The following is a 24,323-nucleotide window of genomic DNA, read 5'->3' as shown; positions in this document are numbered from 1 at the left end:
AAATGAAAAAAGCAATGACATTAGTAATGGCAGCAGCTTTTGTAGCAACGGGAGCGGCAGCAGCGTTCGGGCAGGCAAAAGCGCCGGCGTTCAAACCGTTTGCAGTGTACGTAGAAAACGCGTCAAAAGCAAATCACTTTGCGCCTTCCGGATGGATGGGCGATTACGGCGATTTGAAAATATCACAGGCGTCAACAGACAAACCGAGAAGCGGAAATACGGCCTTTAAAATAACCTATACAGCAAAAATGGCGCAAGGAGCAGGATGGTCGGGAATATATTGGCAGCAGCCAGCAAACAATTGGGGAGAAAAGAAAGGCGGCTACAATTTAACCGGAGCAACAAAATTGACATTCTGGGCAAGAGGCGAGCAGGGCGGAGAAAAGATAGCAGAGTTTAAAGTAGGAGGAATCACGGGAGAATTTCCTGATTCAGATTCACAGTCAATAGGGCCAGTAGTGTTGACAAAAGAATGGCAGAAATTCACGATAGACTTGAAAGGCAAAGATTTGACGCACATAATCGGCGGATTTTGCTTTGCAGCAAGCAAAGACGACAATCCGAACGGATTTGTAATCTACATTGACGACATTATTTACGAATAAATAAATACCCTAACTCAATCCTATCCCCGCAAGGGGATAGGGCAGGGTGAGGGGTTGCGTAAATAGTTTTGGTTTCAATGTTCTTATTATCATTGTAATTATGCTTGCTATTTTGAACGCAGTGGAAAATCTAAAACAGTTGTCCGTATAAGTGTTTTTAATTTGTCATCTTGAGGGCAATTGCTTTTCAGAATTTGTCGCAAGAGTCATGAAGTCCGTTATTGTGAAGGGCAAGGCGCTGAATAATTAGATTATTAATAAACACCAGGCTCTGAAATAAATTCAGAGCGACAAAAAATGAAAGGTTTAAAAATGAAAAAAGCAAAACTCTTAATTTTATCGGTATTAGCATTCGGTTTTATTTGTATCCACGTTTCTTCCGTAAGCGCGGCTAAAACTAAGACCGTGTCAACTAATCTTTCGCCGCAAGAAAGAGCGGAGCTTGCTTTTTACGTTTACGCAGATAATAAATCCGTTTTAAATCACTACTCTCCGTCAGGCTGGATGGGCGACAGTAAAGATTTAATTTTTAATCAGGAATATAGGAAAGACGTTTATGCCGGAAAAACTTGTATTCAGGTAAAATATACGCCCAAAGGCGGCAATCGCTGGGTGGGAATTTATTGGCAGCAACCTGCAAACAACTGGGGTTCAAACCCTGATGGTTACGATTTAAACAAAGCGACTTTTATAACTTTTTGGGCTAAAGGCGAAACAGGCAGTGAAGTTATATCCGAAGTAAAAATCGGCGGGTTTAAAGGCGATTATCCGGATTCCGGCTCTGCTTTCAAGAAAAACATAAAACTTACTCAAGATTGGAAACTGTATCACATAGATTTAAGGAAAACGGATTTAACGCGTATTGCCGGCGGATTTAGCTTTACGGTAACAAAAAAAGATAATCCCAATGGCGCAACGTTCTATTTAGACGAAATAAGATACGAAATGGAAAAATAAAATGAAAAAACTACTTTTACTTGCACTCCCATTAATAATGTTTTTTACCGCCGGTTGTGAAAACAATCCTGCAGGCGCTCTTATTTATAACGGAGTAAATGACACAGACCCCGCCTCATGGGCAAGTCCGTTTGTCATTTATGCCAATGGCGATATAATGACAAGAGTTCTTCCTTTTTCTAAATCTGTCGGGGCTTATACAAATATTTGGGAAGCCTATGCGAATGCCACAAACGTTCTTGAAGCGCAGTACGATGGCGAATCTCATACGCGTCATAAATCTATAAAAATGGGTTGGGACGGAAGTCCAAGTCAGGTTTTTGATAATGGGAACACTGTTTATTTAGCTACTTTTTGGCTGCCTACATCTGCCGGCACAAGCGGAAAAGATTTAACTCCCGGCGCATACACAAAAATAAGTTTTTGGGTAAAAGCTAATTTATATACAAATGCCCAAGTTAGTATAAAAGTTTTGAATAATGATAATAGCGGAAATTCTCCATATGCCGTAACGTCAATAACTGCTTTGCAGGATTGGACATATTATGAAATTCCTTTGTCTCCTTCGCCTGCGCTAACTTACACGTATATTACTGTGCAAATGTCTCCTATTGCGGGAAATGTTACAAATGGCGGAACCATATATATTGACGATATAAGGCTGGTAAGATAAATGAAAAAAATTATAGCGGCGCTTGTTGTTGTATCTGTTTTGTTTTTTAACGCTAACGCATTTGCCGGAAATTTTGAATTAGATTTTTCTGAGGCAAAACCGTTTAACGCGGCGTTGCGTTCAGTTTTAATGCCCGGCTGGGGACAAGGCTGGAATGAGCAACCTGTAAAAGGCTGGATTACTTTTGGATTGTTTGCTGCTGCCGTTGGCGGAGCTTTCTATTTTAACGGTCAGGCAAACAATAAATATAACGAATACAAAACTCTTGGAGCAATAGACGGTAACTTATACAATGATTACGAAACAAATTATAACACTTCTACATACTTTACTTACGGTGCAATAGCTGTTTGGCTTTATGCTGTTATAGACGCTTATTTTACATGCCAAAGCCAAATTGCAGAAGGCGGGGCAGCAAAAAAATCTGCATTTAACGTAGGTTACGATCAAAACCGTTCGGCGTATATGTTTAACTACAGTCATAAAATCTAAACTCTTGGTATATATAAATGGAAAGTAAAAAGACGACATTTTTGTTGTCTATAACATTAATAATAATTTTAATTCTTTTGTTTTTGAAGCCTTGCGGAATTTTAGAAAAATTTCAGCAGAGATTTCAAAGACCTGTTGCAATAGAACAGACCGAAGAAATTATTGCAGAAGATGAAGTTCCGGTTAAAGCGCCATCTCCCAAAGTGCGGGTTGTGACAAAACAATCTTCAGTTTCCAAAACACAAGATAAAAAAACTGTTGAGCCTGTGCCTGCGCAAAAATCTGTTAAAGAAGAATCGCCTGTATATTCAAATAAGTCAGGTTTTAAACCTTTTTATATATATTCGGAAATCGGAGATAAAAATAACCATTATTATCCTTCAGGCATGATGGGAAATGTCGGCGCTATAAACATTAATCAGGCGTGGGAAAAAGATAATAAGTTCGGAAAAACTTGTGTAAGAATTACTTATAATGCGTTAAAAGCCGGCACGGCTTGGGCAGGCGTTTACTGGCAGGAACCCGCAAACAACTGGGGCGATAAGGGCTACGGATTTAATCTTACCGGTTCTGAAAGGCTTTCTTTTTGGGCAAGAGGTGAAAATGGCGGCGAAGAAATTACCAACTTTATAATTGGCGGAATTCAAGGAAAAGATTCTGAAGATTCAGACTCAAGAGCCATTGGTCCAATTGAACTTACAAAAGAATGGAAGCAATATACAATACATCTTACCGGCGCAGATTTAAACAATGTAATCGGCGGCTTTGGTTTTACCATAACAAGAGACGGCAATCCAAACGGCGCTGTATTCTATTTAGACAACGTAGTTTACGAATAGCATTTGCAATACTTTTCATGCCGAACTTGCTTCTTTGGGACTGCGTCTCTACGCCACAATATTTGATTTATACCGCGCTGTAGAAGCGAAGCGCCGAAGATAAATGTTTCGGCATCTGTAGTTTACGGGGAAGTTTGCCGCGTTGTAGTGTAACGAAGACGGGAAGCAATTCGGAGCAAGTTTGTTTTTACTCTTTGCCTGTTATTTTCGCAATTTGTAGTCTGGAATTCAAGTTTTGTAAATTAAAATTTCAATTCAATATAGTCGTAAAATAAGGAGCAAATAGAATATGAAAAAAATCTTAATATTAGCAACCCTATTTTTAGTATCCGGTGCAATTCTTATTGCATGCGCTCCTGAAAAATTAAAAAGACTAACACAAAACACCTTGAGAGTGAAAATTGAATCTCAATTTTTAACTGCCAGTAACGGAAGCCTTTTAAACAGCGATGTTGTTGATTTAAAAGCTATTCTTCTTAACTCTCGTGGTGAAGAAATTACTTCAGATGTTCATTGGAGCATCAAAAACGATACAGACCAAACTATAATAGGCACGTTCTCAAATTCAGAAGCTAAAGAAACAACGTTTGAAGTTTCAGCGTTGGCGGGTCAGGTTTATGGTCAAATAATTGCTGAATGCGGCGGTGTTACCGCTTCTTTTCCTATAGTAGTTAACGCAGCGCCTATAGGAAGCGTTGCAATTTATACGTCAACAAACACACTCTCCGCAGGAGAATCTGCAATCATATATGCTGTAGCTTTAGACACCGCAGGCGCACCAATGTCGGGTATGCCTGCTGTTAATTGGACAATAACGCCCGGCGGATATGGAAATTACATAAATGTTAATTCATCAACAATTTCGTTTACGGCTAACGCTGTTGTTGGAAATATAACGGTAAACGCTTCAGTTGCCGGAGTGATGAGCAACTCTATAATTCTTGGTATTAATTCTCCGGCGCCGGGGAATAGAAGATATATATTAAGCGATGCCGGCGTGGGGCCGGACTTGATGACAGACCTTGGATTGTATGGTCAAAATGGCGGGACGACTTCAGTAAATACTCATATGATAGGTGGGGGGGCTCCCGGAGATTCAGCTTCATATCAGCGTATATACTTTGACAATATTGAAGCTTGGTCAGGGTGGTTTTATAATTACGGAACAGGAACTTATGTCCCTGACACGCATGTTGATGTTCCTGTTAATTTGTCTGGCTTTACTAAATTGGTTATTTGGTTGAAGTCGCCTACTCCCAACGCTGCAATACAAGTAGAATTTGCAACCGCTGCCGGTTATAGAAAATGGATGACAGGTATTGGAGCGTGGCCGCCGCTTACAAGCAGTTGGCAAAAGTATGAAATGGACATATCCGACCTAATTGCAATTAATCCTATGGTTGTAGTTCCTGTAAACATAGTTTTTGCTCAAGTTGATCTTGTACTACAGCTTGGTCTGCCTATCCCTGTGCCTCCTGAGTATATAGATTATGATTATGTTTATTTTGAAGAGTAAATAAATGTTTTTTAGATACAAATAAAAAAAGCGCATCTTTCTTTAAGGTGTGTTTTTTTTATTACAAAAATTCAAGCTAACCGTTAAAACAGATAAAACAGGGTAGTAGGAAAAATTTCTGCAATAAGAAGATGGGAACGGTAGCGCAAAAAGATACTTTCAGCATATTTGAATATGATATTGGCCGGTTTGCAGACGGAAAATGGAAACTTTCACCTGCTTATGATTTGGTTTATAGCGAAGGACAAGGTTTTGGCGGCGAACATGCAACTGCCGTTGACGGCGAAGCGTTAAACCCCGGCGATGACAATATATTAAAAGTCGCAAAAAAAACAGCGCTTAATTTAAAACTTGCAAGTAAAATTTTAGATAAAGTAAAAAATGCCTTAAAATGAATTGAGGACGTATGCCGAAAAGAATTTTTATTGACATAAAAATTATTAATAGCTATACTACAAAAATTCTATTACAATACTATGGGGAAAATGTTAATGCGAATTAGAGAGAGCCTATCTATAGTGATGTCGTTTTTTGTTTTCTGCGCTTCTGTTAATGCGGCGGATGTTGTAAATAAAAAATACCGCGAGCAGTTTCTTACCGACGGCGCAAACCGAAATTATTACCGCAATCAAATGAGAGTTGCAGATTTCTTTTCAAGACAAACTTCCGCAGTAAACGGGCTTGTAGAAAGTTTCAGAGGAACTTCAATTTACAGTTATGATATTTTTACAAACTCTTTTGCTTACGGACGGGGGGGGGGCGTTAGATGCGCAATCCTTTACTTACGACGGAGCTATTGCCGCTATAACTTATATGCTTTGCGATCAGTCGTATAAAGCCGAAAAAATTTTAAGCATTTACCAGAAAGAATTTTACATGCTTAAAAATGAGAATTACGGAATTTTTAACAGTTACCGTTCGGACAAAGAAGGCACCAATTGGGGAATGGTTATAGGTATTGACGGCGACAGAATGCACGTAGGCCCTAACGTGTGGGTTGCCATAGCGGCTTTGCAATACACCGCTATTACCGGAAAACTTGATTTTTTAAAACTTGCGATAGATATAAGCAAATGGACAGACGGGCTTACGCATTACGCTTTTCCCGACGGTCAGCGCGGCGGCGTTTCAATGGGCTCGGGCTGGGGTCCGGACTGGAGCACGGTTTTTTCCACTGAAAACATACTTGACGATTATGCGCTTAAAAAAATGCTTACGGAAATTTACGCAATTGATAATAGTGAAATAAAAAAAATATTTGCGCAAAGCGGATATAATTTGCAGGATATGAAAAAAGAAATTTTGAATATTGAAAGATGGCTTATGCAAGTTGTTTATGATAAACATAAAAAAACTTTTAACGTAGGCTATAACGAACACGGCGTAGATAAAATAGACGCGCTTGATACTGTAAGCTGGGCTGTAGCCGCAGTGGGGCCAAGCAGACTTGCGAAAATGGGCGTGGATCCCTATTATCTTATGAATTATGCCGACAAGAATTATCTTGTTGAGGATGCTATTGAGGGCGTAAAAGTTAAAGGTTACGATTTCACAAATCAGCGCAGCAGACAGAAAAATTATAAAATGATTTGGTTTGAAGGAACCGCTTTTCACATTGTGGCAATGCAAATTATGTCGCAATATTCGCGCAATAACGCAAACCCAAAGAGAGCCGAATATTTCCGCCAGAAATCTAAATTCTTTTTAAACGAAATGCAAAAAGCGTCGCAGCTTTGCGCAATGATAGACGGCGCTCTTCCTTATGTTTCAAAAAAACTCGGGGAGAAAGAAATTGTTACCACTTTTAAAGACGACTGGGAAATTCCCAGAGGTAAAAACGGGCAGTGGGTAGCCTCGGCTTCTTCCACCGGATGGTATATTATCGCTCTTTCCGGGTTTAATCCGTTAGCGTTTGACAGAGCGCACATCAACTATAAACTATTTGCAAAGCAAATGTAATAATGTATAATTTATAAGTATTTTAAATGCTTGTAAGCGGCAAGAATGGAGATTTAAAACAATGCGAAGCAAAAAAACTACGGCGTTGTTAGTAATAATTCTTATAATTTTAATATTATTGCTTTTGTTAAGGTCTTGCGTTGGGTTTCCGACGGCGAAAAGATATTTGAAACGCGTTTTGCACCGTCAGCCGGCTCAAGTTGAGAACGTGGTACAAACGGTAAAAAAAGAAGTTAAGCCTGCCGTGGCGCCAAAACCTGTTGCGAAAAAAAAGGCTAAACCAAAAAAAACCAAAAAGAAAAAAGTTTCAAAGCCTTCTCCTAAAAGAGCCGTGTCTAAACCGGCTGTTGTAAAAGAAGAACCGCTTGAGGCAAAATCAAATCCTGAAGAAAACGCGCAGTTTAAAAACAGTTCGGGATTTAGACCTTTTTACGTTTATCACTCAATAGGAAATAAATACAATCACTATTACCCGTCGGGAAAGATGGGCAATATGGGAGCGTTGCAAATAAATCAGGCATGGAAAGGCAATCCTAAAGTAGGAGAAACTTGCATACAAGTTGTTTACAACGCATATAGCGACGGCGTTGCGTGGTCGGGCATGTATTGGCAAGAGCCCGCCAACAACTGGGGTAACGGCAACGGCTACGGCTTTAATATTACCGGCTCGGAAAGATTATCATTTTGGGCAAGAGGCGAAAACGGCGGAGAAACAATTAACGCTTTTATTGTCGGCGGCATTCAGGGATCAAATTCTGAAGATTCCGACTCGCGCTCTATAGGGCCTATTGAACTTACCGCTGAGTGGGAGCAGTATATAATTTGGCTTAGCGATGCGGATTTAAGCAACATTATAGGCGGGTTTGGTTTTACCGTTACAAGACAGTCAAACCCTGCTGGCTGCGTATTTTATCTTGACAATATAATGTATGAATAATAATTTATAGTAAAAAAGACTGCGGCATATTCAAGCCGCAGTCTTTTTTCAGTATAATACGCAAATTTTAGTTTTAAAATTATATTTTAAGGAGATAAAAATGCCGCAAACAAACGTTTCGGAACTTCAAATTCAAAGACGCAAATACCAGCCGGTTCTGCCGGAAGTTTTACAAGCGGGAGCCGCCGCAGTAAAAGCTAAAGAGGGCAAACTTACGCATTCTATAGCCGACAGAGAAAAAGTCAAAGAAATTTTCCCAAACACTTACGGTTTACCGGAAGTTACTTTTGTTAAAGGCGCAAACGCTAAAATAAAAAATAAAGCCGTGCGCGTAGGCGTAGTTCTTTCCGGAGGGCAGGCTCCCGGAGGGCACAACGTTATTGCCGGACTTTTTGACGGGCTTAAAAAAGCGAACAAAAAAAACGTTTTAATAGGTTTCTTGGGCGGACCTTCGGGAATTCTTGAAAATAAATATAAAGTTATATCCGAAAAAGTTTTGGACGATTACCGCAACACCGGCGGTTTTGATTTTATACAATCCGGCAGAACAAAAATTGAAACCGACCAACAGTTTTGCTCAACAAAAGATAATTGCACGTCGCAGAAATTAGACGCTTTGGTTGTTGTGGGCGGGGACGACTCCAACACTAATGCCGCGCTTATTGCCGAATATTCTAAAAAAGAAAATATGGGCATGTGCGTGGTGGGCGTTCCTAAAACCATTGACGGCGATTTGAAAAATAAAAATATTGAAACTTCTTTCGGCTTTGATACCGCAACAAAAATTTACGCGGAACTTGTGGGAAACATCTGCAGAGACGTAAACTCTGCGCAGAAATATTGGCACTTTGTGCGCCTTATGGGAAGAAGCGCGTCGCATATAACTTTGGAAGTAGGTTTTAAAACGCAGCCCAACATAGTTTTGGTGGGCGAAGAAATTTTAGCGAAAAATTTAACGCTTGCGAAAGTTGTAGATAATATTGTAAGCGTTATAAAAAAACGCGCGGCAGACGGAAAAAATTTCGGCGTTGCTTTAGTTCCGGAAGGGTTAATTGAATTTATTCCGGAAATGAAAAAGTTAATTTCCGCTCTTAACGATACCCTTGCCGAGCACGCGTCCGCCATTGCGGGCTTTGACTCAATAGAAGAGAAAAAAGAATACGTGTTTAATAAACTTCCCGCAAACCTTTCCGCTCTTATGCAGTCTCTTCCGGCGGGCATTGCTTCGCAGCTTATGTTAGACAGAGACCCGCACGGCAACGTTCAGGTTTCTTTAATTGAAACTGAGAAACTTTTAATAGAAATGGTTCAGAAAAAACTTGTAGAACTTAAAAAAGAGGGAAGCTATAAAGGCAAATTTTCTGCCATTACGCATTTCTTCGGCTACGAAGGACGCTGCGGAATTCCTTCAAACTTTGACGCAAATTACTGCTATGCGTTAGGTTATAACGCCGCGGTTTTAGCGCTTAACAACTTTACCGGATATTTGTCGTCGGTGCGAAATCTTACGCAGGCTCCAAAAAAGTGGATATGCGGCGGAATTCCGTTAACCATGATGATGAACATAGAAAAAAGACACGGCAAAGACAAACCCGTTATACAGAAAGCGCTGGTAGATTTAAAAGGCAAACCTTTCAAAGAATTTGCAAAGAAAAGAGATACATGGGCAGTAACCGAAAGCTACATATTTCCGGGTCCCATACAGTATTTCGGCCCAACTGAAGTAACGGATTTAACTACAAAAACGCTGCAGTATGAACAAACAAAAAAGTAGTAAGTAGAAAGGAGTAAGGAGTAAGTAACGGCGCAACAAATATATAAAAAAAGGCTGACACATTTTATGTGTCAGCCTTTTTTGTTTTTTACCTTTTACCTATTATTTGTTAACTGCCTGTTTAAGTTCTTCCAAGTGGGTTCTTAAGTCTTTGGGAATTTTATCTCCGAATTTTGCGTAGAACTCTTCTACCATTGCAACTTCTTTTTTCCAGTCTTCTTTGTTTACGCTCAAAAGTTTGTCCATGGTTTCTTTTGATACGTCAAGACCGGTTGTATCTAACGCGCCTTCTTCGGGAAGCAATCCTATTTCGCTTTCTTTTGCGCCGGCTTTGCCTTCAATTCTATCTATCATCCATTTGATAACTCTTGAATTGTCTCTAAAGCCCGGCCACATAAATTTTCCGTTTTCGTCTTTTCTAAACCAGTTGACCATAAATACTTTCGGCAATTTTTTAACTTTCTTGCCCATGTTAAGCCAGTGTTGAAAGTAGTCTCCCATATTGTATCCGCAGAAAGGAAGCATTGCCATAGGGTCTCTTCTAACTACGCCCTGCGCGCCGCCTGCCGCCGCTGTGGTTTCGGAACCTATTATTGAAGCCGTGAAAACGCCTGCGTTCCAGTCTTTGCATTCGTAAACAAGAGGAATTGTGGAAGCTCTGCGTCCGCCGAAAATAATTCCTGAAATCGGCACTCCGTTGGGATTATCGTATTCCGGCGACAATGTGGGGCAATTGTATATTGAAACCGTAAATCTTGAATTAGGGTGCGCTGCAGGTTTGCCGGCGCTTGCATTATATTTTTGCCCTTGCCAGTCGGTTAAATCAGACGGGGTTTCTTTAGACAAACCTTCCCACCAAGGAGAATTATCCGCATCGTTTACCGCAGTGTTTGTAAAAAGAGTGGGGAAAAATTTATCGTTTTTAAGCGTGTCTATCATTACGGGGTTTGTTTTGTCGCCTGTTCCGGGTGCTACGCCGAACATTCCGGCTTCGGGGTTTATAGCGTAAAGCTGTCCGTCTTCGCCAATGTTAAGCCACGCAATATCGTCGCCCAAAGTCCAAACTTTATATCCGGGAAATACGGGCTGCAAAAGCGCGAGATTTGTTTTTCCGCACGCCGAAGGAAACGCCGCCAGAAAATACGTAATTTTTCCGTCGGGCGATTGAACGCCTATAACAATCATATGTTCGGCAAGCCAGCCTTCGTTATAACCGAGGTAAGACGCTATTCTAAGCGAGTAACATTTTTTTCCGAGTAGAGCGTTGCCGCCGTAACCAGAGCCGAAACTCATAACTAAATTTTCCTGCGGGAAATGCATAACAAATCTTCTGTCGGGGTTTACATCGCCGATAGAATGCAATCCTCTGAAAAAATCTTTTGAGTTGCCTATTCTTGCGATTGCGTCTTTTCCTACGCGCGACATTATGCGCATGCTTAACGCCACGTAAACGGAATCTGTAACTTCCACGCAGTTTTTAGCGTATTTGGATTTAGGGTCGCCCATGACGAAAGCAATTACATACATAGTTCTGCCTTTCATGGAGCCCTTCATCAGAGCGTTCATTTTTTCTTTGGCTTCTTTGGGATCAAGCCAGTTATTGTTGGGGCCTGCCTGCTCTTTTGTAGGCGTGCAGACAAATGTAAGGTGTTCGGTTCTTGCTACGTCGTTTGGGTTTGAACGGTGATAGTAAGAGTTAGGGTAAACTTTTCCGTTTAACTCTTTTAATACTTTTTTACCGTCCGATTCGGTTTCTTGGGCTTCTTTTGCAAGTTGTTTTGCTTCTTTTTCGGAGCCGTCCATTATGTAAACTTTGTCCGGCGTGAAAAACTCCTGCATTTCTTTTACAAACTGCTCAAATGGTGTTGACATCTCTTGCGATACTCCGTAAATATTATATAGTTTCTTGCCCCCGAGACGGCGCGCCGTCTTGACAAGCTTTACGGGCTTACTGATAATGGCAATTGAGAATTTAAAAAAGCTTTTTGAAACCGTTGTTAATTTTCAATTTTCAATTGTTTTTCTACGCCCAAACAACTTCTTTTTTATTTGTGACGGTAACTTCTTTTGTAGGGTATATTTTATTTACTATTTCTTCGGGTTTGAACCAGAGTTTTATTTCTCTTTCGGCTTCTTTCGGGTCTGAAGAACAGTGAACAACGTTTTCGTAAACGCCTTTAGTTGTTATTCTTCCGTAAGCGCCTCTTATGGAAATAGGGTCGGCTTCTTCCGGGTTTGTGGCGCCTGCGATTTTTCTCATTCTTGCAATTGCGTCTTCGCCCTGATAAACAAATGCCAAAACTCTGTCCCACGGTTCGCCGTAAACTTTGCCTTGAATGTAATCTACAAGTTCGCCGAAAAACGGTTTATCTTTCAAGTGGTAGTAGTGCTGCTCGGCAAGCTCTTTGCTTACTTTTACAGCTTTTGCGCCTATAATAACCATTCTTGCTTCAGAAAGTTTCGTAAGAATATTTCCGGTTAAAGATTTTTTTACGCCGTCGGGTTTAATTAAAATCAACAACTGTTCAATTGCCATTTATTGTCTCCTTTTAGACATATAAAAAATTGCAGCATTTTGCAAAAAAATATTTTGCCGATGCCGCAAAGTTAAAATTATGCTCCAATTTAAACTTAAAGCGCATGTATTATACAAAAAACTATCGCAATTTGCAAAAAAATATGGCGCAGGAAGCAAGCGTTGTAGATGTTCAATATAGAAAGCAATTTTTGTCTCAATCCATGTATGGATTAGATTATGTCAAAAGTCATTATAAAGATACCGAAAATATAACTAAATATTTGAAAAATCAAACGGATGATTGGACAAAACTTCTTCAAAGTTACAAAGGTACGTCTTCTTATGCTCTTGACGGCAATGTTAAGGCGGGGCTTTTGGATAATCAGGGTTTTACTTATGACAATGCAATGGCTGTTTTGGCATATGTTGCAAGTTTCAACTATGAAAAAGCCGCTAAAATTTTAAGGGTTTATCAAAAAGAGTTTTATGTAGAGAAAAACGGCTATATAGGTTTGTTTACAAGCTATAGAACCGACGATTTCGGTTACAATGAAAATCTTATTATTGGTATTGACGGCGATAAAATTCATGTAGGGCCTAATGCATGGATTGCGGTTGCGGCGCTTCAATATACTGCAATGACGGGGTCGTTGGAATTTTTGCCGTTTGTAATAGATATGAGCAAGTGGATAGATTCTTTAAACCACTTTACATTCGCCGACGGTTCACGGGGGGGGGTATCAATGGGCTCCGGCTGGGGGCTTGATTTCTCTAAAACTTTCTCAACTGAAAATATTATAGACGATTATGCTTTAAAGAACATGCTTAAAGATCTTTACGAACTTAACGACAAAGAAATACTTAAAATATTTAAAAATAAAAAATACACATTAGCCGCTATAAACGCGGAGATGGAAAATATAGAAAATTTTATGATGAAAGTTGTATATGATAATAATAAAAAAACTTTTGTAAGAGGCTACAATGAATCCGGCGTTGACACCGTTGACCCTTTGGACACTACCTCATGGACAATTTTAGCAATGGGACCGTCAAATCTTGCAAAAATGGGCGCGGATCCGTATAAGATGATGGAATTTGTAGATAAAAACTTTTTAGTTGAAACAAAGATGGAAGGAGTTAACGTAAAAGGCTACGATTTAACGTCTTCGGCGGGAAGAGGCAGCAGAAAGGGAGTAATTTGGTTTGAAGGAACTAACTTTCATATAATTGCCATGCAGATTATGTCGGAATATGCAAAAAAGCAGGGCGATCAAAAAATGTTTAAATATTACAGGGATAAAGCCGTATTTTTCACAAATGAAGTAAAGAAAGCGGCGACTAATGAAGGCGTGCTTCCATATACTTCTGCAAAAGTCGGAGAGAAAGAGGTTGTTGAAACTTTTGAAGACGGCGGTTGGGAAATTGCAAGAGGCAAAGGCAATAATACGGTTAGTTCTATGTCTTCAACAACGTGGTGGTATTTAGTTTTATCCGCATTTAACCCTTTGGCTTTTGAAAAAGAGTCGGTTTCATATAAATTATTTCAAAAAGAAACGCTTAAGACTGCAAAAAAGACGAAATCAAACAAAAAGCCAATACAAATCAAAACAGACTCCAATAAAAATAAATAAAAATTTTTTAATAATTTATAAAACCAATAAGCAAGAAGCGGTAAAATTTGCCGCTTCTTATTTATTTTATAAGCATTTTATGATAAAATACTTAAATGATTGAAAAACTTATTAAGAAAAATTTGATTCACAAAGGTAAGGTTTTAGATTTTTATTGCGATGAAGTGAAGCTTCCAAACGGTAAAACCGCTACAAGGGAATATTTAAATCACCCGGGTGCGGCGGCGGTTCTTCCTTTTATAGATAAAAACAATATAGTTCTTGTGAAGCAGTACAGATACGTTGCGGGGCAGATTACTTACGAAATACCCGCAGGCAAAATGGACGAGGGCGAAACGCCCATAGAGTGCGCTCAAAGAGAGCTTGAAGAAGAAACTGGTCTTAAAGCCAAAAGGCTTGAAAAACTGATATCTTTTTATCCGTCCACGGCATTTTCAAACGAGGTGCTGCATATTTTTGCGGCGTTCGGAGTAAAAAAAGGAAAAGTAAATCCCGACGAAGACGAATTTGTTGAAAAAATAATAGTAAATTTTAAAGACGCTCTGGAAATGACGCGCAGCGGCGCAATAATAGATTCAAAAACCATAATAGCGTTATTAATGTTTGACAACATATTAAAGTAAGAGGAAAATCATGAAGAGAAGCGGTTATTGCGGCGATTTTAGAGAAGCAAGCATCGGAAAAGAACTTTCTGTTTTCGGCTGGGTGCATTCCAGAAGAGATCACGGCGGAGTTATTTTTATAGATTTAAGAGACAGATCCGGAATTTTGCAAATAGTTTTTCAGCCGGAAAATAAAGAAACTTTTTGCGCAGCGGAGCACATTCGCAGCGAATACGTTTTGTCCGTAACCGGCGTTTTAAGGCAAAGACCGGAGGGCACAATAAACCCTAATATGCCAACGGGAAAAGTAGAGCTTGTAGTTTCTAAATTAGAAATTTTAAACGCTTCTCCGGCGCTTCCTTTTGAAATATCCGATTATGTTGAAACTTCGGAAGAGTTAAGGCTTAAATACCGTTATTTGGATTTGCGCCGTCCCGCGTTTCAGAAAAATTTTATAATGCGCCACAACGTTTCAAAAGAGATAAGAAACTATCTTAACGATGAAGGTTTTCTGGAAATAGAAACTCCGTTTTTGGGTAAATCTACGCCGGAGGGCGCAAGAGATTTTTTGGTGCCGGCTCGTCTTCACCACGGAAGTTTTTACGCGCTGCCGCAGTCTCCGCAGATTTTCAAACAAATTTTAATGGTTGCCGGTTTTGATAAATATTACCAGATTGCAAGATGTTTTCGCGACGAAGATTTAAGAGCCGACAGACAGCTTGAGTTTACGCAGGTTGATCTTGAAATGTCTTTTGTTGAAGAAGAAGACGTAATGGGCGTAATTGAAGGATTGCTTAAAAGAGTGTTTAAAACCGCGGTTAACGCCGACATTAAAACGCCTTTTGAAAGAATGTCTTACGCCGACGCTATGCTGCGTTTCGGTTCCGATAAGCCGGACACAAGATTTGAAATGGAAATAAAAGATTTCAGCGCGGAGCTTAAAAATTCCGGGTTTAGCGTTTTTGCAAACGTTTTGGCAAAAGGCGGCATTGTTAGGGGCTTAAGCATTCCCAAAGGCGCAAGCTTTTCGCGTTCTGAAATAGACGCGCTTACAAAATTTGTGGGCGAATACGGCGCAAGGGGCTTGGCGTGGATGAAAATTACCGACGCCGGCGCGGAATCTAACATAGTAAAATATTTTAAAGAAGAAGAGATACAAACCATCATTTCAAAACTCGGCGCAAAAAGCGGAGACTTGGTAGTGTTTTTAGCCGACGAAGAAAAAGTTGTCGCGCAGGGGCTTGGCGCGTTAAGGCTTAAAATGGGAAAAGAGTTAGGGCTTATAGATAAAAATAAATTCAACTTTTTGTGGGTTGTAGATTTTCCTATGTTTGAGTGGGACAAAGAAGAGCGCAGATGGCAGGCGCTTCATCATCCGTTTACTTCGCCCAAAGACGGAGAAGCGCTTACTCAAGATAACGCTAAAAACGCAAAAGCTAAAGCTTACGACGTTGTTTTAAACGGCGTAGAGCTTGGCGGCGGTTCAATAAGAATACACAGAAGCGAAGTTCAAAAACAAGTGTTTGATCTTTTAAATATTACCGACGACGCGGCAAAAGAAAAATTCGGATTTTTGCTTGACGCGCTTACGTACGGCGCGCCTCCGCACGGCGGGGTAGCTTTGGGTTTTGACAGACTTTGCGCGCTTCTTGCGGGCGAAGAATCAATAAGAGAAGTCATAGCGTTTCCTAAAACGCAAAAAGCAGTTGACCCTATGTCTAACGCTCCTGCGGCGGTAAGCGAAAAACAGCTTAAAGAGCTTGGCGTTAGAGTTGTTGTAAAACAACAGCCTGCGGCGGCGCCCGACAAAAAAGAAGCATAATTTTTTAAGAGGTAAAATGGATAAACAAGACAATACGAGTTTTTTTGAGAAGTTAAAGACGGCGGCAAGAAGGCTGGCGCTTGGCTTTGCAAGAAAACTCGGCGAAGAAAAAGAAGAAGCGCCGGCTACAAGAAACATTACAAGTTTTCTTATGACCGACATAAAAATTCCTATTTTTTTATCGGTGGCGCTAACCGTTATTGCGGTTTATTTTATGCTTGTTATGGATTTGGGCGCAGATAACGAGGCATTTCTTTCCGTCGCAATTTTTGTGGTTATTTTAGCGTTATTTTTTGCGGCGCTTACGCGTGAACCCGAAGAAAAAGAGATTTATTGCGATAACGACGCCGTTTCTTTGATGTGCGTTCTTGTTATAACCGGAATACTTACGCTTCAAATATCCAAAGAATACGGCTCGCCGCTTATCTTCCCCGTATCCGCTTTTATCGTAATGGCTGCAATGCTGTTGTCTGTAAGAATTGCTATTTTATACACATTTTTATTTAGCGTTATCGCCGGACTTTTGGTAAATAAAAGACTTGATATATTTTTCTTTATTATCTGCAGCGGGCTTGTAGTTATTCCCGGGATAAGCCGCATAAGAAAAAGATCAGACTTTTTAACTACGGGAATAAAAATTGTTTTTGCAAATGCGCTTACAATAACCATGTTCTATCTTCTTGACGAATATACTACTGCGCAATATGCGCAAAATCTCGTCAACGGAGTATTCGGCGGAGCGCTTTCGGTTCTTGTAATTTTAGTTTTTATGCCGCTGTTTGAAAAACTTTTTTCAAGAACAACAAACATAAAACTTATAGAACTTTCGGATTTTAACAACAGTCTGCTTAAAAATCTTATGCTTGACGCCCCGGGAACGTATCATCACTCGCTTATGACGGCGGTTATCGCCGAACAAGCGGCGGATGCTATCGGCGCAAACTCCATTCTTGCAAGAGTCGGCGCGTATTATCATGATATAGGAAAACTGAAAAATCCGGAGTACTTTATAGAAAACCAAGCGCAGGGCTCTAATCCCCATGACCCGCTTACGCCGGCAATGTCAAGTTTAATTTTAATTTCGCACGTTAAAGACGGCGTGTTTTTAGCTAAAAAAAATAATATTGATAAAGCCATTCTTGATAGCATTCAGCAGCACCACGGCACTACTATAATACGTTCTTTTTATCTTAAAGCTTTAGAAGCCGGCAGCGAGGTTAGCATTGAAAATTTTAAATATCCGGGTCCAAAACCTAAAACCAAAGTTGCCGCAATAATAATGATTGCAGATTCCGCGGAAGCCGCATGCCGCGCGCTTGAAGACCCGACGGTTGTCCGAATTAAAGAAACAGTGGAAAAAATTATAAACAACAAATTCACCGAGGGTCAATTTGACGACTGCCCTATTACGCTTAAAGATTTACAAACCATAAGAGACAGCGTAACATCAACGGTAACCGGCATATACCACGCAAGAATTGAGTATAAAGAAAACAAATAAAATTGAGAATGGAATATTTGAAGCCGGATTGTAATAATATCTATTGGAATTGTTGTAACGAACTTGTTAAATCGTTGTCTTCAATTGTTAAAACAACAAAATTAAAATTGGAAATAAAGTGAAAAATAATTCTCAATTGCAGTTTATTAATTTCCCTGTAAATGAAACTGCTGTTTTAAAAAAAGCGGCTCTTTCCGCTTTGAAATTTGAAAAAGTAAAAAATTATAATATTAATTTTATAATGGTTTCTGACGCGCAGATAAAAAAGTTAAATATAAAATACAGAAAAGTGCGCCGCATTACCGACGTAATTTCATTTCTTGTAGTTCCTCAAAATTTTGCGGGCGATGTTTATATTTCGCGCGGACGCTCTCAAAAAAACGCTAAAAAATACGGCAACACATGGCGTCAGGAGCTTGCGTATCTTGTAATTCACGGAGTTTTGCATTTGTGCGGCTATACGGATTACGACCCCAAAAACAAAACTGAAATGTTTGCAAAACAGGATAAAATTTTTAAATGTTTATTTTTTTAGGCGGTATATCTTTACTATTTTTAATTGTGGTGTCGTCGTGGATTTCCGCGGCGGAAATCGGCATTACAAGCCTTTCAAAATACAGAGTAAAAAAACTTATAGCGCAAAAACCCAATCTTTCAAAACTTCTTTTGTCGTGGCTTAAATCTCCGTATTACCTTTTAACCATTATACTTACGGTCAACGTTGTTTCCGATATGCTTATAAGCTATCTCTCCGCGTCGGTGCTTAGAGATTCTTTTTACATGGTAAATAAATATGTCGTTGAAGCCGTAACGTGGATATTAACCTCTTTTGTGCTTTTGGTTTTTGCGGAAATCGTTCCTAAATTTTACGCGCGCGCCAACTCCGAAAAAATAACTCTTTTTTCAATTCCCATTTTGTCTAAAATATGGCAAATTTCAAAACCGTTTTTATACCCTATAATAAAGCTTACCGAAATAATATCTCCTAAAACTACGGATATTTCGTCTTACGAATTAAGCGAAGAAGAAATTAAATACATTCTTTCCGAGGGCGATAATACCGGCGTAATAGATAAAGAAACAAGCGGCATGCTTGAGAGAACTTTAACTTTCGGCGCGCTGTCGGTAAAAAGAATAGTAACGCCGATAAACGAAATAGAATCGGTAGATTTAGCTCTTGACGAGGAAGATTTTATAGACAGAGCCGTTGAAACGTCGCGCAGCAGAATTCCGGTATATAATGAAAGCAAAGAAAATATAATAGGTTACATTCATATTAAAGATATTCTTGAAGCGCTTAAAAACCATAAAGGGCGTTCCGTTAAATCTCTTATAAAACCTCCGTATTTTGTTGACGAAAATAAAAAAATAAGCGATTTGCTTAAAGAGTTTAAAACCGGAAAAACGCATATGGCTTTTGTTAAATCTAAAACCGAAAACATAACAGGAATAGTTACTCTTGAAGACGTTTTAGAGGAAGTTGTAGGCGGAATTATAGACGAATACGAGTTTGCGCGATGAGTATAATTATTATTTTAAAAATCATTTTATTTGTTTTGCTTTTAATAACTTTGGGCGTTTTTAACGGCTCGGAAACCGCTATCACTTCGCTTTCCGGAGCCCATTTAAAAAGGCTTAAAATCAGCCGCCCGAAAAGCGCGTCTTTTATAGCTTTTTGGGAAACAAATACTTACGAAGTTATGACCGCCGTAATTATAGGCATAAATCTTATCGTTGTAGGCATGGGCGTTGTCTGCGCGTCGCTGGCTCCGGAAATAAGCAGAACTTATAAAATAAGTTTGCGCGCGGTAAATGTTGCGCTGCCGGCAGTTTCCATAATTTTGGCGCTTGTGCTTGGAAACATTTTTCCTAAAACTTACGCCCGTTACAACGCTGAAAAAGTAAGCGCCGCAACTCTTCCGTTAATTGTTCGGTTTGCAAAAGTATTTGCTGTTGTCGTCAGATTTTTATCCGGAATTTCAAATGAAATTATGAAGTTTTTGCCTAAAAGAAAAGAAAGCCGTTCCGTAAAAGCAGATGAAATAGATTTTCTTCTTTCAAATGAAAACACGTCTCCGCTTGAAAAAGACGCAAGAAAGCTTGTAAGCAATATTATGGATTTTGCCGAGAGAAGAGTCTCTCAGGTTATGATTCCCCGTCAGGGAATTTTCGCCGTGGACATTGCGGAGAAAAAAGAAGACCTAATAAACAAAATTGTAGAAAATAAATATTCGCGAATTCCTATTCACAGAGAAAATCTTAATAATATTTTAGGTATTATATACAGCAAAGATTTAGCCGTTGCGCTGCGAAATTCCGAAGTTATAGTTTTTGAAGATTTGATAAGACCCGTTTATTACGTGCCCGAAAGCGCGCAGGTAAGCGAAGTTTTAAAAGAGTTTAAAACCGGACACCAGCATATTGCCGTCGTCGTTGACGAGTTCGGTTCTACCGTGGGCATAGTTTCCATTGAAGATTTGCTTGAAGAAATAGTAGGCGAAGTTTTTGACGAATACGACAGCGATATTTATGAAAAAAATATTATGCCTTACGGCGACAACGCATACCTTGTGCAAGCGCAGGAATCGGTGTTGAACATAAATAAAGAAATAGATATAAATATTCCCGAAGAAGAAAGTTATTCTACTCTTGGCGGTTGGCTTTTGGAAGTTTTCGGCAAAATTCCAAAACGCGGCGAGAAAACGGCGTGGAATAACTACGAGATAGAAATTCAGGACGCCGATAATAAAAAAATTAACGTGGTTGTTATAAGAAAGTCGGGAGTTAAAAATTAAGTGTATTACCAAATTAAAGCTTTAGTTTTAAACTCTTCGCAAAGCAGCGAATCGGACAAGCATGTTACTCTCTACACTTATCAGTGGGGAAAAGTAAAAGCCGTTGTTCCAAGCGCAAAAAAAATAGCCGCTAAACTTAACGCCGCAACAGAACCTCTTACCGAGAGCGAGCTGATGGTTTTTCAAAATCATCAGTCTGTTCGTCCTAAAGTTACCGGAGCGCAAATTATAAATAATAATTCAAAAATAAAAACGGATTTTAAAAGAAATTTATACGCGTTGTATGCTTGCGAAGTGTGCGATAAACTCGCGCCGTTTAACTTTGAAAATTCCGATAAATACGAACTTCTCGCCCGCGTTTGGGAAGTTCTCGCCGACTGTAAATTTCCGCAAAGAGCGGTAGTGGCGTTTGTTTTAAGATTTTTAAAACTTTCGGGATACGGCTTTGCCGACTACCTTAAAAATAATGCATCTTTAGATAAAAATACGGAATTGCTGATAAGAAAACTTTCAAACTGCCGCGGAGAAGATGTAGATAACATCGGCGACATAGACGACAATAAAATATGGCTCTACGTTGAAACATACCTGACAAACTACGTTAAACGCCCGTCCGTTGGGGTTTTTCTTAAAAAAATAAATTTAACGTAGCTGCCTTTGCCGTTTAAAATTGCTATAATTATTGACTAATCGCACAATATAAATATCCGGAGATTTTATGAATTTTCAAGACATAATTATGACTTTGCATAAGTTTTGGGCGAAACAAGGATGTCTTATATGGCAGCCGTATGATTTGGAAAAAGGCGCGGGAACTTTTAACCCTGCAACTTTTCTAAAAACGCTTGGACCGAAACCTTGGAATGTAGCATATGTTGAGCCGTCAAGGCGTCCTACCGACGGAAGATACGGCGAAAATCCTAACAGGCTTCAGCACTATTATCAGTTTCAGGTAGTTATGAAACCTGCTCCGAAAGATATTCAGCAAATTTATCTTGAAAGTTTAAAAGCCATAGGTCTTGACCCTAAAAAACACGATATAAGATTTGTTGAAGACGACTGGGAATCTCCGACGCTTGGCGCGTGGGGGCTTGGCTGGGAAGTTTGGATAGACGGAATGGAAGCAACTCAGTTTACGTATTTTCAGCAGGTTGGCGGAATTAATTTAAACCCGATATCCGTTGAAATAACTTACGGAACCGAACGCCTTGCCATGTATGTTCAAAAGAAAAACAGCGTTTACGATTTGCAGTGGACTGATGATGTAACATACGGCGACGTTCATCTTGAAGACGAAAAACAGTGGTCGTCGTATAATTTTGAAAAAGCGGATACGGAAATGCTCAAAAGACATTTCAACGATTGGGAAAAACAGGCGCAAGCGCTTGCGACGGACAATTTGCCCTTGCCCGCTTACGACGCTGTTATGAAATGTTCGCATCTGTTTAATTTGCTTCAGGCAAGAGGCGCAATAAGCGTTTCCGAGCGAGTAGCTTATGTTTTAAGAGTAAGAACAATCGCAAAACTCGTTGCCGAAGGCTACCTGAAAATGATTGAAGGAGACGTAAAATGAACCGTCAGGAACTCAACGACGCTTTGCTTGAAATAGGAACGGAAGAAATTCCTTCGTCATATATTGAACCTGCCTTAAAACAAATCGGCGAACTTGCGCAAAAAAAGTTTGCAGCCGCGGGTTTAAAATATACTGATATAAAAACTTACGCCACGCCGAGAAGGCTTGTTCTTTACGTTTCAGATCTTGCCGCAAAAAGCGAAGACAAAACGGAAGAATTATTAGGACCTGCGCTTTTGGCGGCAAAAGACGCCGCCGGCAATTGGACGCAGGCGGCAACGGGGTTTGCCGCAAAAAACGGAGTAAAGCCGGATAACCTTGAAATTAAAAAAACCGACAAAGGCGACAGATTATGTTTTGTTAAAAAATTGAAAGGCGAGAAAACAGAAAAACTTCTTCTAAATATTTTTCCCGAAATAATAAAAAACATATATTTTCCAAAAACTATGATTTGGGAAAGCTCCGGTTTCAAATTTGCAAGACCCGTGCGAAACATTATAGCTTTATACGGTAAAAAAACAGTTAAATTTAAAATTGCCGACGTTGCAAGCGGCAACTGGACTATAGGTTTGCACGCTGTTGATAAATCTAAAATAAAAATAGATTTACCTAAAAATTATCTTGTTAAACTAAAAAATAAACACGTTTTGGCAGACCAAAACGAGAGAAAAGAAACTCTAAAAAAGTCTCTTGAAGAGTCCGTTAAAAGCGCGGGCAGCGTTATTTACGACGATAATCTTACGGACGAAGTAAATTATCTCGTAGAATTTCCTACGGCCGTTTTGTGCGAATTTGACAAACGTTATCTTGAACTTCCGCCGGAAGCGCTTACGGTGTGCATAAAGAAAAGCCAAAAATGTTTTGCCGTAAACGATAAAAACGGAAAATTTTCAAATTATTTTATAGACGTTAAAAACGGCGTTTCAAAATATCAGGAAGTAGCCCGCGAAGGGTATGAAAAAGTCGTAGGCGCGCGTCTTTCCGACGCTGAATTCTTTTATAAAAACGATTTAAAAAAAGGTTTAGACGCAAATGCGGAAAAACTTAAAGGCGTTGTATTCCACAAAGAAATAGGAACGGTTTACGAAAAAAACGAACGCGTTAGAATATTGTCCGTTTTTATAAATAAAGAGTTCTGCGCGCAAGTTGACGGAAAACTTTTAGACAGAGCCGTCGTTTTATCAAAGGCGGATTTAGTAAGCGAAATGGTTTTTGAATACGGCGAACTTCAGGGCGTTATGGGTAAAATCTACGCTAAAAAAACCGGCGAAAACAACGACGTGGCGGATGCCGTTGAACAACACTACTGGCCGCTTAGCGCAAGCGGGGAACTTCCTAAAAATAATATCGCGCTTATTATTTCAATTGCCGATAAACTTGATACTCTTGCCGCAAATTTTGCCGTAGGTCTTGAACCTTCCGGCTCGGCAGACCCTTACGGTTTACGCCGTGCGGCGATAGGTCTTATAAGAATGATATTTGATAAATTTCCAAATGTAAATTTAAACGATGTTGTAAATAAATCTTTTGAACTTCTTCCGGAAAAAGTTAAAAATAATCAAAAGTTCGCGCAGGCAAAAGAAAGATTTGTAAATTTTTTGTGGCAGAGAATAGAAAGTATTTTTGAAGGTCTCGGCTACCTTTCCGGCGACATTAAAGCGGTTTCTTCAGCCGCAAAGAATTCAGGACTTCAATATTTGGGAAATTTACAGCTTAAGCTTGACGCTTTGAAAACCGCAAAACAAAAAGGCGATTTTGTTTCAATAGCCGAGGTTTTTAAAAGAATCAACAACATTTTAGCGCAGGCAAAAAAACAAAACATTGAAATTTCAAATTCCGTTAATCGGGAACTTTTACGCGATGACGCGGAAAACGCTCTTTACGCATCGTCGCAAAAAATTAATTCTCAAACGCAGGAATATATATCTGCAAAAAATTACGATAAAGTTTTTGACAAGGTTCTTGAAATAAAGCCGGACATAGATAATTTTTTTGCAAAAGTAATGGTAATGGCGGAAGACGAAACAATAAAGAAAAACAGATTTGCCCTGTTAAATTCAGTAAAATCAGTTTTTGACGGTTTTATTGATTTTTCTTTAATAGTAAATTAATATATAGCTTTTAAT

22 protein-coding genes are annotated in these 24,323 nt (G+C 39.4%); 20 read left to right on the top strand and 2 right to left on the bottom strand.

Translation table 11 applies throughout. The annotated features are described in order from the left end of the window. Window positions 1-2 precede the first annotated feature (2 nt). The 10 genes from Epro_RS03180 (at window position 3) to Epro_RS03135 (ending at window position 9,752) form a co-directional block, all read left to right on the top strand. Complete coding sequence (locus Epro_RS03180) at window positions 3-605, top strand: hypothetical protein (protein ID WP_052570519.1); 603 nt, start codon at window positions 3-5, stop codon at window positions 603-605. Between the two features lie 297 nt (window positions 606-902). After that, window positions 903-1,562 carry a hypothetical protein gene (locus tag Epro_RS03175; protein ID WP_052570517.1) on the top strand — a complete coding sequence of 220 codons (660 nt, stop codon included), beginning with the start codon at window positions 903-905 and terminating at the stop codon, window positions 1,560-1,562. A 1-nt stretch (window position 1,563) separates the two neighbouring features. Continuing rightward, window positions 1,564-2,235 (top strand): carbohydrate binding domain-containing protein, encoded by a 672-nt coding sequence (locus tag Epro_RS03170; protein ID WP_052570516.1) that lies wholly within the window; start codon window positions 1,564-1,566, stop codon window positions 2,233-2,235. Further along, on the top strand, window positions 2,236-2,727 hold the full coding sequence (locus Epro_RS03165; RefSeq protein ID WP_052570514.1) for a DUF5683 domain-containing protein: 492 nt from the start codon (window positions 2,236-2,238) through the stop codon (window positions 2,725-2,727). It abuts the gene before it with no gap. Between the two features lie 17 nt (window positions 2,728-2,744). Then, complete coding sequence (locus Epro_RS03160) at window positions 2,745-3,566, top strand: hypothetical protein (RefSeq protein ID WP_052570513.1); 822 nt, start codon at window positions 2,745-2,747, stop codon at window positions 3,564-3,566. 394 nt (window positions 3,567-3,960) lie between these two features. Continuing rightward, a complete protein-coding gene (locus tag Epro_RS03155) occupies window positions 3,961-5,082 on the top strand; it encodes a hypothetical protein (RefSeq protein ID WP_144412034.1) in 1,122 nt (373 codons plus the stop codon). Window positions 5,083-5,213: 131 nt separating this feature from the next. Then, the gene (locus Epro_RS03150; RefSeq protein WP_052570510.1) at window positions 5,214-5,477 is read left to right on the top strand and encodes a hypothetical protein; all 264 of its coding nucleotides are present in this window, start codon (window positions 5,214-5,216) and stop codon (window positions 5,475-5,477) included. A 322-nt stretch (window positions 5,478-5,799) separates the two neighbouring features. Next, window positions 5,800-7,041, top strand: a complete 1,242-nt coding sequence (locus Epro_RS03145) for a hypothetical protein (RefSeq protein ID WP_052570508.1) — start codon at window positions 5,800-5,802, stop codon at window positions 7,039-7,041. 61 nt (window positions 7,042-7,102) lie between these two features. Further along, window positions 7,103-7,978, top strand: coding sequence for a hypothetical protein (locus tag Epro_RS03140; RefSeq protein ID WP_052570507.1), 876 nt, complete (start codon window positions 7,103-7,105; stop codon window positions 7,976-7,978). Between the two features lie 100 nt (window positions 7,979-8,078). Further along, window positions 8,079-9,752, top strand: coding sequence for a diphosphate--fructose-6-phosphate 1-phosphotransferase (locus tag Epro_RS03135; RefSeq protein ID WP_052570506.1), 1,674 nt, complete (start codon window positions 8,079-8,081; stop codon window positions 9,750-9,752). A 102-nt stretch (window positions 9,753-9,854) separates the two neighbouring features. On the opposite strand, the gene Epro_RS03130 is transcribed toward Epro_RS03135, so the two are convergent. Both Epro_RS03130 and Epro_RS03125 read right to left on the bottom strand, forming a co-directional pair. Continuing rightward, window positions 9,855-11,624, bottom strand: a complete 1,770-nt coding sequence (locus tag Epro_RS03130) for a phosphoenolpyruvate carboxykinase (GTP) (RefSeq protein ID WP_052570504.1) — start codon at window positions 11,622-11,624, stop codon at window positions 9,855-9,857. A 151-nt stretch (window positions 11,625-11,775) separates the two neighbouring features. Further along, complete coding sequence (locus Epro_RS03125) at window positions 11,776-12,288, bottom strand: nucleoside-diphosphate kinase (RefSeq protein ID WP_052570503.1); 513 nt, start codon at window positions 12,286-12,288, stop codon at window positions 11,776-11,778. Window positions 12,289-12,392: 104 nt separating this feature from the next. On the opposite strand from Epro_RS03125, the gene Epro_RS03120 reads away from it, so the two are divergent. From Epro_RS03120 to glyS, 10 genes are all read left to right on the top strand, one after another. Continuing rightward, window positions 12,393-13,904 carry a hypothetical protein gene (locus Epro_RS03120; protein ID WP_144412033.1) on the top strand — a complete coding sequence of 504 codons (1,512 nt, stop codon included), beginning with the start codon at window positions 12,393-12,395 and terminating at the stop codon, window positions 13,902-13,904. Window positions 13,905-13,999: 95 nt separating this feature from the next. Further along, a complete protein-coding gene (locus tag Epro_RS03115; RefSeq protein ID WP_052570500.1) occupies window positions 14,000-14,527 on the top strand; it encodes an NUDIX domain-containing protein in 528 nt (175 codons plus the stop codon). 10 nt (window positions 14,528-14,537) lie between these two features. Further along, window positions 14,538-16,328 (top strand): aspartate--tRNA ligase, encoded by a 1,791-nt coding sequence (gene aspS, locus Epro_RS03110; RefSeq protein ID WP_052570498.1) that lies wholly within the window; start codon window positions 14,538-14,540, stop codon window positions 16,326-16,328. Window positions 16,329-16,344: 16 nt separating this feature from the next. Further along, on the top strand, window positions 16,345-17,829 hold the full coding sequence (locus tag Epro_RS03105) for an HD family phosphohydrolase (RefSeq protein WP_052570495.1): 1,485 nt from the start codon (window positions 16,345-16,347) through the stop codon (window positions 17,827-17,829). Window positions 17,830-17,947: 118 nt separating this feature from the next. Beyond that, entirely contained in the window at window positions 17,948-18,364 is a 417-nt protein-coding gene (gene ybeY / locus Epro_RS03100) for an rRNA maturation RNase YbeY (RefSeq protein ID WP_052570493.1), read from the top strand. Continuing rightward, complete coding sequence (locus Epro_RS03095) at window positions 18,349-19,350, top strand: hemolysin family protein (RefSeq protein WP_052570491.1); 1,002 nt, start codon at window positions 18,349-18,351, stop codon at window positions 19,348-19,350. Before ybeY ends, Epro_RS03095 begins: the two co-directional genes overlap by 16 nt. Then, on the top strand, window positions 19,347-20,624 hold the full coding sequence (locus Epro_RS03090) for a hemolysin family protein (RefSeq protein ID WP_052570489.1): 1,278 nt from the start codon (window positions 19,347-19,349) through the stop codon (window positions 20,622-20,624). Before Epro_RS03095 ends, Epro_RS03090 begins: the two co-directional genes overlap by 4 nt. Beyond that, the gene (gene recO / locus Epro_RS03085) at window positions 20,625-21,275 is read left to right on the top strand and encodes a DNA repair protein RecO (protein WP_052570487.1); all 651 of its coding nucleotides are present in this window, start codon (window positions 20,625-20,627) and stop codon (window positions 21,273-21,275) included. 67 nt (window positions 21,276-21,342) lie between these two features. Next, window positions 21,343-22,197 (top strand): glycine--tRNA ligase subunit alpha, encoded by an 855-nt coding sequence (locus tag Epro_RS03080; RefSeq protein WP_052570485.1) that lies wholly within the window; start codon window positions 21,343-21,345, stop codon window positions 22,195-22,197. Continuing rightward, the gene (gene glyS / locus Epro_RS03075; RefSeq protein ID WP_052570483.1) at window positions 22,194-24,308 is read left to right on the top strand and encodes a glycine--tRNA ligase subunit beta; all 2,115 of its coding nucleotides are present in this window, start codon (window positions 22,194-22,196) and stop codon (window positions 24,306-24,308) included. Before Epro_RS03080 ends, glyS begins: the two co-directional genes overlap by 4 nt. Window positions 24,309-24,323: the final 15 nt, after the last annotated feature.

It is taken from the genome of Endomicrobium proavitum (assembly GCF_001027545.1).
Taxonomy (GTDB): Bacteria; Elusimicrobiota; Endomicrobiia; order Endomicrobiales; family Endomicrobiaceae; genus Endomicrobium; species Endomicrobium proavitum.
Note: the sequence above shows the minus strand (reverse complement) of the source record. Positions and strands in the feature narration are given on the sequence as shown.